This window comes from Nocardia araoensis NBRC 100135 (assembly GCF_000308435.1).
In the GTDB taxonomy this organism is placed as follows: domain Bacteria; phylum Actinomycetota; class Actinomycetes; order Mycobacteriales; family Mycobacteriaceae; genus Nocardia; species Nocardia araoensis.
In genome coordinates this window covers 88682-101740 of record NZ_BAFR01000071.1, presented here as the reverse complement: position 1 = coordinate 101740, position 13059 = coordinate 88682, and the positions used below count along the sequence as shown (strand labels likewise).

Below are 13059 nucleotides of genomic sequence, written 5' to 3'. Positions count from 1 at the left end.
AGGCCGCACCCGCCGTCAACGCGAAAAGCGGACAAAACGGACACTGTGCGGACTTCTAAACACACTGGCAACGAAGAGTTACGAGCACGACAAAACCGGCATCCGCAGGGACGCACGCGGAGGCCGAATCTCGTTGCCTCATACCCGCCTTCGCCCGCCGCGAAACCTGCCGACTCGACTCTGATACAGTCCGGCGCGACACACCCGTAGGCAAGAGGGCTGGATGGCGCACCGAATCACGTTGGTTCCCTTGGCAATCGCACTTGTGCTCGGATCGGCTGCCTGCGGCGACGAGTCCGGCGGATCACCGGCGACGACCACCACGCAGGCGGCGGGCGCGACCACCGCACTGTTCGATCCCTGCACCGGCATCCCCGACACCGCGCTGACGAGCGCCGGACTCGACCCGGCCAGCAAGCAGGTCGGCGTCGGCGGGGTGAAGCAGCCCGGCTGGGAGATCTGCGGCTGGAAGGGCGCCGACTTCACCCTCGGCGTGTTCTCCAACGGCATGTCGGTGGCCGAGTTCGAGCGGAAGCCGGGCAATGTCGACTTCCAGGACGTCACCGTCGCCGGACGCCCCGGACGCCAGTTCCGCGTCGACGACGCCGCCAAAGATCAGATGTGCGACGTGCTCTTCCCCGCCCGGCAGGGACTGCTGCAACTGACCCTGGTCAACAAGACGGCCGGCCAGAACCCATGCGACCGCCTCGCCACCATCGGCGAAGCGATCGTCCCGGCGCTGCCGAAGTAGCGGTCAGCTACCGCCCAGGATGCCGAGCACCTCGTCCGAGGCGTAGAAGGGGGCGAGGCGCTCGCGGATCAATCCGGCGAGAACGCCTTCACGCTTCGCGCCCTCGATGACCGCGGGCCCGTACCGGAGGATCTCCTCGACGATGTCGTCACCGGTCAGGCCGAGTTCGGGCAGCATGGCCGCCAGGGTGAAATCGCCGTACTTGGTGAAGAACACCTCCACGCACTCGTCCAGCAGCAGGCCGAAGTACTCCTTCTCGCGGGTGGTGACGGCGATCTCGTAGCACAGCAGCACCAACTCGTTGAGGTCCTTCTGGCTGAGGTACTCGCGCAGACCGCTGACCGGCTCGTCGGCGTGCAGATCCCAGAACTCCATCGCGGCGGCGTGCACCGGAGCGTCGCGCAGCATCTCGCGGATGGCGTTGTTGGTGCGCTTGAGCGCGAACAGGGCTCCCTTGCCCGCCAGGTCGCCGACGAAGGTGCCGTCGGCGACCTTCTTGGCGCGATTGGCCGCGGACTGGCCCAGCGACATCAGCGAGGACACGCCCGGGATCTTCTCCGCGCGCTCCCGGTTGGCCTGCATGAAGTCGTTGATCAGCTTGTCCACGAACTTCGACGCGACGGTGGCCACCAGCGGGCTCTCGGTGAGCCGGTCCAGGATGCGCTCCTGTGCCTGGTGCATGCCGAAGATCTTCTCCAGCAGCGCCTCCACCGGCTCGCGCTCGACCACATCGCCGAGCTTGTAGTCGTGGTTGGCGGCGATGTGGTCGTAGATGGAGTCGGCGAACACCCCGACCATGTCGGCGAAAACCGGACTGCCGCCGATCAGTTCGACCACCGTGCGGACCGTCTGCTTGGCCTGGTCGATCTCGACCACGTCCCGGAAGACGAGCGTGTCGGCGACTGCGAGCACCGCCTCGGTGTCGCGGGCGACCACCTCAGCGAAACGCTCGCCGGTCACCTCGGCGAGCAGGAATGCCACCTGGGCGTCCAGTAGCCGTTCGGCGATCTCACGCGGCTCGCTCATCGAATTCCACCCATCACAGCTCGTCCGGCGCGCCCGGCGCGGCTCACGGCTGGCGCGGGTCGCTGTCGTTGTCGTTGTCGTGCAACGATTTCCGGATCCGGTCCAGGCGCTCACGCGCGGCCTGCTCACGTGCCTGCCATTGTTCGTCCACGCTGCGGCCCGCCGGAGTCTGCCGATCGAGTTCGCCCATCCCCTGCGCGGTGCCGTAACGATGCTCGACCTTATCGCGTACTGACTCGAAAGTAGGAACGCCGGAGGCCGAATATCCGCCACTCGCGGCGGGCTCCGGCATACCCTGCGGCGGTACCGGTACCGCCGGTACCGCGGAACTGCCGCCGACCTGGCCCGACACGTCCGGCACCCCCGGTGGGAGGACAGGGCCGCCGGGCGCGGTGTCAGGAGTCACATTCCCGGACACGGTCGTATCACCGGTTTCCAACAGCCCGACCAACGCCGCGTGGACCGCCGCGAAACCGGGACGCCCCGCCGTGGCGGCCAGCAGCACGCCTGCCAGCTCGGCGTCGGACAGCTCGGCCAACCGGCTCGCCATATCGCTGTTGTCGCTCATACCGCCAGGCTACGCACGCTCGACCACACCGAAGGCGTTCACGACCGCACGCGCGCACCCGCCCAGTCCCTCACCAGGTCGGACCAGGCCGAGCCGCCGACGACGATCAGGTCGTTGTGCCCGGCCCCGGGGAAGACGACGAGCCGTTTGGGCTCCGGCGCCGCGGCGTAGAGCCGTTGCGCGTGCCGCAGCGGCAGCAGTTCGTCCTGGTCGCCGTGCATGATCAGGACCGGGGCGCGCAGCGCGCGAATGCGGCGTTCACTGGGGTAGGCGTTCGGCACCAGTGGCGCGGGCAGGAACGGATATATCGAGCGAGCCGCGTCGCGCAGGCCGCTGAAGGTGGACATCAGCATCACCCCGGCCGGCGGGTGGTCCTGCGCGAGCTCGAGCACGACACCGCCGCCGAGGGACTTACCCAGGTACAGCACGCGGTTCGGATCGACGCCGGGCTGTGCCAGCAGCGCCCGGCGCGCGGCGCGTGCGTCCAGATAGGTGCCGTGCTCGGTCGGCTTCCCGGTGCTGCGCCCGTAGCCGCGGTAGTCGAAGGCAAGCACGTCGAAACCGGCCTCGGTGAGCAACGCGAAGATCGGCACCCGGTCGCCGAGATTGCCCGCGTTCCCGTGCGCGAACAGGATGTGCCCTATCGAATCGCGGGCGGGCATCCACCACGCGTGCACCGTCTCCCCGTCCGAGGTGGGCAGGAACAGTTCGGTGTATTCCATGCCGAGCACCGCCGGAGTTTGCAGCACCGTCCGCTCCGGCAGGTAGGTCAGCGCGTTGAGGATCGGACGGGCCGGGTGTCGCATGCCCACGTTCTTACTCCTGGACAGGCAAGGCCGGGTCGGGCGGGTCCGCGACACCGGCGCTCGAGGCTACGACCCACCGCCGCAGGGCCGGTACAGACGCCGGTCACCGACCGCCGCAGCGTAGGCGGCCGGGCCGGACCGCCGCGAGCTTTCGCACGACGAGACCGTGCGCCCCTCCGGCCGCACGGTCTCGTTCGCCGCGGACCTCGACGTCAGCCGCGCAGCACCGCGCCGACGGCGTCGGCCGCCGCCGCGACGGCCGCGTCGCGCGCCGCACTGGCCTCGTCTTCGGTGAGTGTCCGGTCGGTGGCCCGGAAGCGCAGGGCGTAGGTGAGCGACTTGCGTCCCTCACCCGCCTGAGCGCCCTCGTACACATCGAACAGCGCGATGTCCTCCAGCAACTCGCCGCCGCCGGTGCGCAGAGCGGACTCCACTGAGGCCGCCGGAACCGTCTTTTCGACGCTCACCGAGACGTCCTGGAGCACTGCGGGGAACGGTGACACCGTCGGAACCGGCCGGGCTTCCCGCAGCGGCAGCGCGTCCAAGTCGAGCTCGACGGCGCAGGTGCGCGGCGGCAGACCGGAACGTTCCAGCACGGCGGGATGCAGCTCACCCGCGTAGCCGACGACCGTTCCGTCGACCACCAGTTCGGCGCAGCGACCGGGGTGCCAGGGCAAGTGGGCCGCCGGACGGCGCTCGATGGTCACGCCGGCCGCGTCACCGACAACGTCGGCGAGGGCGAACGCGTCGGCGGCCTCGGCCGGACGGCCCGGCCCCCACGGCCCACGCGGCTCGCGGCGGCCGGTCAGGACGGCGGCCACGTGCACCGGCTGGTCGGGCAGCGAGTCCAGCAGTTCGGCGATCTCGTCGTCGGTGGGGCGGCGATCCACCGGCAGCGGATCGACCGCCCTGGTCTTCGCGCTCGGCAGCACGACTTGCGCGATGCCGTAGATCGCCAGGTCGCGCGCGCCCCGCGAGATGTTGCGGACGGCCACCTCGAGCAAACCGGGCAGCAGGGTGGTGGCCAGCTCGGCGCGCTCCACGTCGAGCGGATTCAGCACCTTCGTGGTCGCGCGGCGCGGGTCGTCGGCGTCCAGGCCCCAGGTGTCGAACACGTCGGCGGGCAGGAACACCGGCGGCGGCACCTCCACGGCGCCGGCGAACGCCAGCGCGCGGCTGACGGCGCGGCGACGGCGCTGGGTCGGCGTGAGCCCACGTCCGGCCGGTGCGGCGGGCAGCACGGACGGGATCTGCTCCAGACCCTCCAGCCGCAGCACCTCCTCCACCAGGTCGGCGGGCTGGGCCAGATCGGGCCGCCAGCTCGGCGGGGTCACCACCAGCTGACCGTGTCCGGCCTCGCTGACGCCGACCTCGACCGTGCAGCCGATCTGGGCCAGACGGCGCGCCGAGGTGCCGGTCGGGTACGTGACGCCCGCGACGCGGTCGGCCAGGTCGATGTCCATCCGGATCGGCTCTGGCGCCGGGACCGGGGCCCGGACGTCGGTCAGCACCGGTTCGATGGTGCCACCGGTGATCTCGGCGAGCAGCGTGGCAGCCCGATCGAGCGCGGCCACGTTGATCTCGGGATCGACGACCCGCTCGTACCGCTTACCCGCCTCGGACACCAGCTTGTGCCTGCGCGCGGTCCGGTAGATCAGCAGCGGATTCCAGGTGGCCGCCTCGAGCAGGATGTCGGTGCTGTCCGCGCCGACCTCGGTGCTCGCCCCGCCCATCACACCGGCCAGCGAGATGACGCCGGAATCATCGGCGATCACCACGTCCTCGGTGTCGAGCGCGCGCTCCACGTCGTCCAAGGTGCGCAACTTCTCGCCCTTGCGCGCGGGACGGACCACCAGGCCGCCCGACACCTTGTTCGCGTCGAAGGCGTGTAGCGGCTGCCCGAGCTCCAGCATCACGTAGTTGGTGACGTCCACCGCGGGCGAGATCGGACGCACACCCGACAGCAGCAGCCTGCGCTGCAACCACCAGGGGCTGACCGCCTTCGGGTCGACGCCGGTGACCCGCCGTGCCGCGAAGCGGGTGCACCGAGAGTCCGGCTCCACCCGGATCGACCAGGCTTCCTGCTCGTGATCGGGCAGGGTGCGCACCGCCGGGTCGGCGTACTCGAGATCGAAACCGCAGGCCAGCTCACGCGCCAGGCCGCGCACCGAGAAGCAGTAACCGCGGTCGGGGGTGATGTTCAGCTCGACGACGGTGTCGTCCAAACCGAGCAGCGCGTTGGCGTCGGCGCCCGGCTCGGCGGTGCCCGGTTCCAGCACCAGGATGCCGGAATGGTCCTTGCCGATACCGAGTTCGGCGACCGAGCAGATCATCCCGTTGGAGACGTGCCCGTAGGTCTTGCGCGAGGTGATCTCGAACCCGCCGGGCAGCACACCGCCGGGCAGCACCACGACCACCAGGTCACCGACCTGGAAATTCCGCGCGCCGCAGATGATCTCCTGCAACTCGGGCTTGCCGACGTCCACCTTGCAGAAGCGGATCGGCTTCTTGAACTCGGTCAGTTCGGTGATCTCGGCGACGCGGCCGACCACCAGCGGCCCGGAGCCCTCCTGCGGACCCGCGATCCGCTCGAGCTTGTCGAGCTCCTCGACTTCCAGCCCGACCCGGACGAATCCCGCGTCGAGCTCCTCCGGCGTCACCGACCACCCCGGGTTGGTGCGCTGGATGATGTCGGTCAGCCAGGACTGCGCTACTCGCACTTGACGTTTCGCTCTCTCGATCGAAGGGTGGGGTCAGGACCGGATACCGAAGGGCAGCGTGAAACGCACGTCGCCCTCGACGATGTCGCGCATGTCCGGGATGCCGTTGCGGAACTGCAGCGTGCGCTCCAAGCCCATGCCGAACGCGAACCCGCTGTACACCTCGGGATCGATCCCGCTGGCGATCAGCACCTTCGGGTTCACCATGCCGCAGCCGCCCCACTCGACCCAGCCCGCACCGCCCTTCTTGTCCGGGAACCACACGTCGACCTCGGCGGATGGCTCGGTGAACGGGAAGTAGTTGGGGCGCATGCGGGTGCGGGTCTGCGGCCCGAACAACGCACGGGCGAACGCGTCCAACGTGCCGCGCAGATGCGCCATGGTCAGGCCCTTGTCCACCGCCAGGCCCTCGACCTGGGAGAACACCGGCGTGTGCGTGGCGTCCAGCTCGTCGGTGCGGAAGGTGCGCCCCGGGCAGACCACATAGATCGGCAGCTCGCGTTCCAGCATCGAGCGCACCTGCACCGGCGAGGTGTGCGTGCGCAGCACCTGGCGCGAGCCCTCCGGCGCGATGTGGAAGGTGTCCTGCATGGTGCGGGCCGGATGGTCGGGCAGGAAGTTCAGCGCGTCGAAGTTGAAGTGCTCGGTCTCCACCTCGGGACCTTCGGCGACCTCCCAGCCCATCGCGACGAACACGTCGGCGATCTGCTCGGAGATGGCGGTGATCGGATGCCGCGCGCCGACGGCCTCGCGACGCGCCGGCAGCGTCACGTCGATGGTCTCGGCGACCAGCACGGCGGCGTCGCGCTCGGCCAGCAACGTGGCGCGGCGGGATTCGAACGCCTCCGACACCCTGGACCTGGCGACGTTGACCCGTTTGCCCGCGTCGGCCTTCTCCGACTTGGGCAGGCTGCCCAGCGCGCGTTGCGCCAGCGCCAGCGGCGCCTTGCCGCCGAGGTGCTCGGTTTTCGCGACCGCGAGCGCATCCAGGTCGGCGGCAGCGGCGAACGCCTTCTCGGCGGCCGCCGCGGCCGCGGCCAGTGCCTCCTCGGTCAGCGCTGCGTTCTGCTCGCCTGCGTCGATGTCGTCGGCCACGATGCTCCGTCTCTCGCCTGGGGATCAATTCCGCGGGCACCGCTGCTCGCCTGCCCGCATTGCTGCTGGTCGCAATCGTATTCGATGGGCGATCGCGGAATCACGCGGATTACCCGCCGCGCCGCGCGAGCCGTGTGGTAGCCCCGCTGCCACGCGCTCGGATGTGCCAGGTCCGGATAGGGAGCGCTGTCTCACACCGTTACCCGCCCCGAACGCGCGGACCGTCACCACCTCGCAGGCGGTGACGGGTCAGGAGAAAGCGGTTCCGGCGGCTGTCGCGGAACGTCCGGCCCAGGGCGGTAGCCGGTGACCGGACGTTCCGCGACAGTTCAGCGGTCAGCGCGCGGCGGTGATGCGGGCGGGCAGCAACCGCGATACCAGCGCGCCGACCGCGACGATCGCGGCGCCGACCCACACCGCGGGCACCAGTCCGTCGACGTAGCTCTGCGGATCCAGATACGAGCCCTGCGCGGCGAACACCGACGCCAGCACCGCGACGCCCATGGCGACACCGACTTCCCGCAGGGTGTTGTTGGTCCCCGACGCCATCGCGCGGTCCTCCTCCGCCGCTGCGGCCATCACCACGGTGGCGCCCGGCGCGAAGGTCAGGCCCATCCCGATCCCGCCGAGCAGGAACGGCCCGACGAACGACAAGTAGCTCGCGTCGACGGAGGTGACCGACGCCATCCAGCCCAGCGCGACGGCAAGCGAAGCCTGCCCGGTGGTGAGCAGCGCACGTGCGCCGACCTTGTCGACGATCAAACCCGCCAGCGGAGCGACGACCATCGGCGCCATCGTCCACGGCATGGTGCGGATGCCGGATTGCAGCGGTCCGTAGCCCTGCACGACCTGGAAATACTGGGCCAGCAGGAAGATCGAGCCGAAGACGCCCATCGAGAAGGTGAAGCCGGTCGCGTTGCTCACCCGGAACGCACGGGAGCGGAACAAGCGCAGCGGCAGCATCGGCTCCGGTGTGCGCAGCTCCCAGACGATCAGGCAGCCGAGCAGCAATGCGCCGCCGACCAGGGCGGACAGCACGCCGCGAGACGTCCAGCCATCCTCGGCGCCGTGGATGACGCCCCACACCACCGCCAGCACACCGCCCGCCGACAGCAGCAGTCCCAGCAGGTCGACTCGTCTGCTGCCGCCGTGCGACTCCGCCAGTACCCGCAGCGCGAACGGCAGCACGACCAGTCCGATCGGCACGTTCACCCAGAAGATCCACTGCCAGCTCAGTCCCTCGACGACCGCGCCGCCGATGAGCGGCCCCAGCGCGACGCCGAGGCCTGCGATCCCGCCCCAGATGCCGATGGCGGCGCTGCGCATCCTCTCCGGCACCGCCGCCGACAACAATGTCAGCGACAGCGGCATCACCCCCGCCGCGCCGAATCCCTGCACCGCCCGTGCCGCGATGAGCATCCCGGGGCCGGTCGCCAGTGCGCATGCCGCGGACGCCAGCGTGAACACCGCGATGCCGAGCAGGAAGATCCGACGCCTGCCGAGCCGGTCCCCCAGGGCGGACGCGGTGAGCAGCAGTGAGGCGAACGACAGTGTGTAGGCGTTGACGAACCATTGGAGGTCGGCCAGCGAGGCGCCCAGCTCGGTGCGGATCACCGGCAGCGCGTTCGTCACGACCAGGTTGTCCAGCGTGACCATGAACATCGGGATACCGACCGCGGCGAGTACGGCCGCGAGCCTGCGACCGCCGATCGTCGCCTCGAGCGCGGCGACGGGCGCCTTGGCGGATGGGAGGGTCTCGGTCATGTCCAGTCCTTGTTGTAATCGACTGATAACTACTGTCCGAAACGGTATGCATCGACTGATAACATGTCAAGAGCAAGGCCCGTACCAGCAGCAACGGAGAACAATGGCACCCAGAACCAGGATGACGGCCTCCGAACGAGGCGAACAGGTGCTGCGCGCGGCGGTCTCCGCGTTCGCCGAATGCGGTTACGCCGCTACCAGGACCGACGAGATCGCCCGGCGAGCGGGCGTATCACAGCCATACGTGATCCGGCTGTTCGGCACCAAACAGAACCTGTTCCGCGCCGCCCAGCACCGCGTCTGCGACCGGATCGAAGAAATCTTCCGCGCCGCGCGCGCCGAGGCATCGCCCGAGGCGGCCCCCGACGAAGCCCTCGCCGCCCTCGCCACCGGCTATTCGGTCTTCCTCGCCGAACGCGAATTGCTTCAACTCCTGCTACACGGCTTCGCGGCCAGCGCGGACCCGGAGATCGGCGACCAGGTCCGGGCCCGATTCGGCGGCATCTACGACCTGATCCGCGACCTGACCGGAGCGCCGGAAACCGAGGCGCGCCGCTTCCTCTCCACCGGAATGCTGCTCACCGTCATGAGCGCGATGCGGGTGGCGGGCCCGGACGCGGTACCCGCGACATGGGCGACGGAGATCCTGGAAAACCTCAGCACTCAGGGCGACTGACGGCCACGGGTTCACTTCGATACCGCACGCGCGAGTTTGCGTAGAGACAGATCGCGGCGGCCGTCGCCAGGTTCAGGCTCTCGGCCCGGCCGCGAATGGGAATGCGGATGCGGTGGTCGGCGCGACGCGCGACGGCCGGGTCGAGGCCGTGCGCCTCGTTGCCGAACAGCCAGGCCACCGGCCCGGTGAACAGGTCGTCGGCGTCGTCGAGGTCGATCTCGCCATTCGCCGCGGTCGCGAGGATCGTGATGCCCGCCGCGGCGATCGAATCCAGCGTCTCGGCGACATCGCGATGGCGGGCGATCGGCACGTGGAAGATGCTGCCCGCGCTGGCTCGCACGCACTTGCCGTTGTGCGGGTCGACCGTGTCACCGGCCAGCACCACGCCGTCTACGCCGACGGCATCGGCGACTCGGATGACCGTGCCCGCGTTCCCCGGCTCGGCCATCTCGACCGGCACCGCGAGCATCCGGGGTCCGGCGTCGAGGATCCGGGTCAGGGGCACGTCGAGCAGATCGCAGACCGCCACCAAGCCCGGCGCCGTGACGGTTTCCGCGAGATGCTGGGCCGCTCGGTCGCTGACCAGCGTGGTGCGGACCCCCGCCGCGCCCGCGCCCGCGATCAGCGCGTGATCACGCTCGGCGGCTGCCTGCGAGTAGAACAGCTCGTGGACGCGCGCGGTCTCCAGAGCCGCGCCGACGGCGTTGGCGCCCTCGGCGAGGAAACGGCCCGCTTTGCGGCGCTGCGCTCCGCGCTGCAGCTTGACAGCGGAAACGACCCGTGGATTGCGCTCACTGAGCGCTTCCACGGGTCGTTCCGAAAGTCGTCCGGGAGTCAACGAACGCGGCTCAGGCGGCCGGCGCGTTGACGTCCTGCGGCAGGGCGGCCTTGGCGACCGCGACGAGACCGGCGAACGCCTCGGCGTCCGATACCGCGAGCTCGGCGAGGATCTTGCGGTCCACCTCCACACCGGCGGCCTTCAGGCCCTGGATGAAGCGGTTGTAGGTGATGTCGTTGATCCGCGCGGCGGCGTTGATGCGCGCGATCCACAGCTTGCGGAAGTCGCCCTTACGCGCCCGGCGGTCCCGGTAGGCGTAGGTGAGCGAGTGCAGCTGCTGCTCCTTGGCCTTGCGGTACAGCCGCGAGCGCTGGCCGCGGTAGCCCTTGGAGGCCTCGAGGATGGAACGGCGCTTCTTCTGAGCGTTGACGGCCCTTTTGACGCGTGCCACTGGTCAGTCCTGTTCGATCTGGGGGCGCGGGGCGGCGCCCGGAATTGGGTCGGGGGTGGCGACGGAGGTACTCCGGTCGCGGGTGCGTGCCGGTCTGCGCGGGGGCGCGATCAGAGACCGAGCAGCTTCTTCACGCGACGGACGTCGGCGGAGGCGACGACTTCCACGCCGTCCAGACGACGAGTCCGGCGGGAGGGCTTGTGCTCGAACAGGTGGCGACGGTTCGCCTGCTGGCGCAGCAGCTTGCCTTTGCCGGACACCTTGAATCGCTTCGAGGCGCCGCTGTGCGTCTTCATCTTCGGCATGGATTCCTCTATCTGTCGCCCGGCGGTCGGGGCGGACCGCCGGTGTTCTGATCGGTGTTACTGCGGGCCGGCCGTCTCGGCCTGCTCCGCGGTGGGCTGACCGGCCGGGGCGGCGCTGGGCGCCGGGCGCGGGGCCGACTCCTGCTGCGCCTTCACCCGGGTCTTCGCGCCCTTGTGCGGGGCGAGGACCATGGTCATGTTGCGACCGTCCTGCTTGGCCGAGGTTTCCACGAAACCGAGATCGGCGACGTCGGACGCCAGCCGCTGCAGCAGCCGGAAACCGAGTTCGGGACGGGACTGCTCGCGTCCGCGGAACATGATCGTCACCTTGACCTTGGACCCGGCCTCGAGGAAGCGCACGACGTTGCGCTTCTTGGTCTCGTAATCGTGGTCGTCGATCTTCGGGCGGAGCTTCTGCTCCTTGATCACCGTCTGCTGCTGGTTCTTCCGAGACTCGCGCGCCTTCTGCGCCGTCTCGTACTTGAACTTGCCGTAGTCCATGATCTTGCAGACCGGCGGACGGGCATCCGGTGCCACCTCGACCAGATCGAGGTCGGCTTCGAGGGCGACGCGTAGTGCATCTTCAACACGCACGATCCCAACCTGCTCGCCGCCAGGTCCGATGAGCCGGACCTCGGGAACACGGATGCGATCGTTGATGCGGGTCTCAGTGCTGATGGGGCCTCCTAGGTCAAGCGGTGTCGTCAGACGACCGCGCGCAATAACTGCAACCCCTGTTCAACACGAAGGCCCCGGTGCGGTATTCCGCGCACGGGGCCCGATGTCGACCGATCGCCGACCGCGAGCGAACTCGCGTCGACCCTCGCGCGAGGTTCTCCACGAGAACCTCGGCACGAGAAACCCACCCTCGCGGGGCAGGTGACCGGACCGCTGGACCGTACGATGACTCGTCGGCAACGGTGGGAGTCGGGCTCCACTTATCAGCCCCGGATGGTCCCGGGGCGGTCGTCAGCGGAAAGTCTAACATTCCGTTCGGCTATCGCCGAATCGGGTCGAAAATCCCTTGCCCGGCCACAACCGGCGTGCCACGCTCCCCCGGTGCTCACACCACGCCGCGACCTGCTGCGATGGCAGTTCGACCTGACCTGGTCACTCGCCGGGATCCACCTCGACGCGCTGACACCGGAGGATTTCCTCTGGGAACCCGCCGAGCCCACCTGGACGGTACGCCCCGACGCCGACGGCGTATGGCGGCCGGACTGGGCCGACGTCGAGCCCCACCCGGTTCCTCTCCCGACGATCGGCTGGCTGACCTGGCACATCGGCTGGTGGTGGGGCACGGCCATCGACCACGTCGAGGGCGTCACCCCGCCCGCGCGGGAGGATGTGCACTGGCCCGGTGACGGCGCCGCGGCCGTCGCCTGCCTGCGCGAACTGCGCATCGAATGGGAGCGGGTACTCGACGGGCTCGACGAGGCCGATCTGGACCGGCCCTCCGCCTACCCGTGGCCCGCCGACGCGGGGCTGACCATCGCGCATCTGGCGGGCTGGGTGAACGCGGAACTGATGAAGAACATCGCGGAGATCGGCCACCTCCGGATGCTCCGGGCGGCGTCGCTAGCCTGAAGACATGACTGACGAGCTCGACGCCTCCGTACGCGAACTGGCCGACATCCCCGCCGTCGAGGTGATCAGCCGCGCCGCCGTGATGCTGATGAGCTCGGCGGCGGAGAAGCTCGGGCTGGCGGACGAGGACCCCGACACCAGCCCGCGCCGCGACCTGGACGAGGCGCGCCGCGTGATCACCGCGCTGGCCGGACTCGTGACGGCCTCGGTGGAGTACCTGGGTCCGCACGCGGGACCGATACGCGAGGGGTTGCAGTCGCTGCAACGCGCCTTCCGTGAGTCCTCCGCGCATCCCGACGAGCCGGGCAAGGGTCCGGGCGAGAAGTACACCGGCCCGGTCTACTGACCTCGATCGGGTCCCGAGCCCTGCGGTCGGGCTGACGCCCGGGACCGCACCGCGCTGGGATCACTGTCCGTCCTGTGGTGGAGTTGCATGACCAGTGGAGAAGACTCGGAGTGCAGCCGGAATTGTGCGCGGAACACCTATGGAAACAACGATGTTTAGGAAGTTTCCCAACGGGTGGGGCACAGT

Annotated in this window: 14 protein-coding genes; 4 read left to right on the top strand and 10 right to left on the bottom strand. The window is 69.5% G+C overall.

Annotated features, from left to right (window positions below; translation table 11 throughout):
- Nucleotides 1-250: 250 nt before the first annotated feature.
- Nucleotides 251-751: a DUF3558 domain-containing protein gene (locus ON21_RS09940; RefSeq protein ID WP_157170776.1), complete on the top strand. Its 501-nt coding sequence runs from the start codon at nt 251-253 to the stop codon at nt 749-751.
- Between the two features lie 3 nt (nt 752-754).
- On the opposite strand, the gene ON21_RS09935 is transcribed toward ON21_RS09940, so the two are convergent.
- The 6 genes from ON21_RS09935 to ON21_RS09910 form a co-directional block, all read right to left on the bottom strand.
- Complete coding sequence (locus tag ON21_RS09935; RefSeq protein ID WP_039797330.1) at nt 755-1777, bottom strand: hypothetical protein; 1023 nt, start codon at nt 1775-1777, stop codon at nt 755-757.
- A gap of 43 nt (nt 1778-1820) precedes the next feature.
- Nucleotides 1821-2345, bottom strand: a complete 525-nt coding sequence (locus tag ON21_RS39425; RefSeq protein ID WP_039797329.1) for a PspA/IM30 family protein — start codon at nt 2343-2345, stop codon at nt 1821-1823.
- A gap of 38 nt (nt 2346-2383) precedes the next feature.
- A complete protein-coding gene (locus ON21_RS09925; protein WP_039797328.1) occupies nt 2384-3151 on the bottom strand; it encodes an alpha/beta hydrolase in 768 nt (255 codons plus the stop codon).
- Between the two features lie 212 nt (nt 3152-3363).
- Nucleotides 3364-5871: a phenylalanine--tRNA ligase subunit beta gene (gene pheT, locus ON21_RS09920; RefSeq protein WP_039797327.1), complete on the bottom strand. Its 2508-nt coding sequence runs from the start codon at nt 5869-5871 to the stop codon at nt 3364-3366.
- Between the two features lie 33 nt (nt 5872-5904).
- A complete protein-coding gene (pheS, locus tag ON21_RS09915) occupies nt 5905-6966 on the bottom strand; it encodes a phenylalanine--tRNA ligase subunit alpha (protein ID WP_051020604.1) in 1062 nt (353 codons plus the stop codon).
- 336 nt (nt 6967-7302) lie between these two features.
- On the bottom strand, nt 7303-8730 hold the full coding sequence (locus ON21_RS09910; RefSeq protein ID WP_039797326.1) for an MFS transporter: 1428 nt from the start codon (nt 8728-8730) through the stop codon (nt 7303-7305).
- A gap of 103 nt (nt 8731-8833) precedes the next feature.
- On the opposite strand from ON21_RS09910, the gene ON21_RS09905 reads away from it, so the two are divergent.
- Nucleotides 8834-9406: a TetR/AcrR family transcriptional regulator gene (locus ON21_RS09905; protein WP_245562526.1), complete on the top strand. Its 573-nt coding sequence runs from the start codon at nt 8834-8836 to the stop codon at nt 9404-9406.
- Here ON21_RS09905 and ON21_RS09900 read toward each other — a convergent pair.
- The 4 genes from ON21_RS09900 to infC all read right to left on the bottom strand — a co-directional run bounded on the left by ON21_RS09900 (nt 9387) and on the right by infC (nt 11663).
- A complete protein-coding gene (locus ON21_RS09900) occupies nt 9387-10214 on the bottom strand; it encodes a TrmH family RNA methyltransferase (RefSeq protein ID WP_039797324.1) in 828 nt (275 codons plus the stop codon). The two genes, ON21_RS09905 and ON21_RS09900, sit on opposite strands and share 20 nt — an antisense overlap.
- Before the next feature lie 40 nt (nt 10215-10254).
- Entirely contained in the window at nt 10255-10635 is a 381-nt protein-coding gene (rplT, locus tag ON21_RS09895) for a 50S ribosomal protein L20 (protein WP_039797323.1), read from the bottom strand.
- Nucleotides 10636-10745: 110 nt separating this feature from the next.
- Entirely contained in the window at nt 10746-10940 is a 195-nt protein-coding gene (gene rpmI, locus ON21_RS09890) for a 50S ribosomal protein L35 (RefSeq protein ID WP_039797322.1), read from the bottom strand.
- A 57-nt stretch (nt 10941-10997) separates the two neighbouring features.
- Nucleotides 10998-11663: a translation initiation factor IF-3 gene (infC, locus tag ON21_RS09885; RefSeq protein WP_083880513.1), complete on the bottom strand. Its 666-nt coding sequence runs from the start codon at nt 11661-11663 to the stop codon at nt 10998-11000.
- Nucleotides 11664-11999: 336 nt separating this feature from the next.
- Between infC and ON21_RS09880 the strand changes: the two genes are divergently transcribed.
- Both ON21_RS09880 and ON21_RS09875 read left to right on the top strand, forming a co-directional pair.
- Complete coding sequence (locus ON21_RS09880) at nt 12000-12527, top strand: DinB family protein (RefSeq protein WP_039797320.1); 528 nt, start codon at nt 12000-12002, stop codon at nt 12525-12527.
- Between the two features lie 4 nt (nt 12528-12531).
- On the top strand, nt 12532-12873 hold the full coding sequence (locus ON21_RS09875) for a DUF1844 domain-containing protein (protein ID WP_039797319.1): 342 nt from the start codon (nt 12532-12534) through the stop codon (nt 12871-12873).
- Nucleotides 12874-13059 lie beyond the last annotated feature (186 nt).

Coding starts and splice junctions, on each gene's coding strand:
- ON21_RS39425 (WP_039797329.1), bottom strand. CDS start 2,345: ATGAGCGACAACAGCGATATGGCGAGCCGGTTGGCCGAGCTGTCCGAC.
- ON21_RS09925 (WP_039797328.1), bottom strand. CDS start 3,151: ATGCGACACCCGGCCCGTCCGATCCTCAACGCGCTGACCTACCTGCCG.
- ON21_RS09875 (WP_039797319.1), top strand. CDS start 12,532: ATGACTGACGAGCTCGACGCCTCCGTACGCGAACTGGCCGACATCCCC.
- ON21_RS09905 (WP_245562526.1), top strand. CDS start 8,834: ATGGCACCCAGAACCAGGATGACGGCCTCCGAACGAGGCGAACAGGTG.
- ON21_RS09935 (WP_039797330.1), bottom strand. CDS start 1,777: ATGAGCGAGCCGCGTGAGATCGCCGAACGGCTACTGGACGCCCAGGTG.
- rpmI (WP_039797322.1), bottom strand. CDS start 10,940: ATGCCGAAGATGAAGACGCACAGCGGCGCCTCGAAGCGATTCAAGGTG.
- ON21_RS09910 (WP_039797326.1), bottom strand. CDS start 8,730: ATGACCGAGACCCTCCCATCCGCCAAGGCGCCCGTCGCCGCGCTCGAG.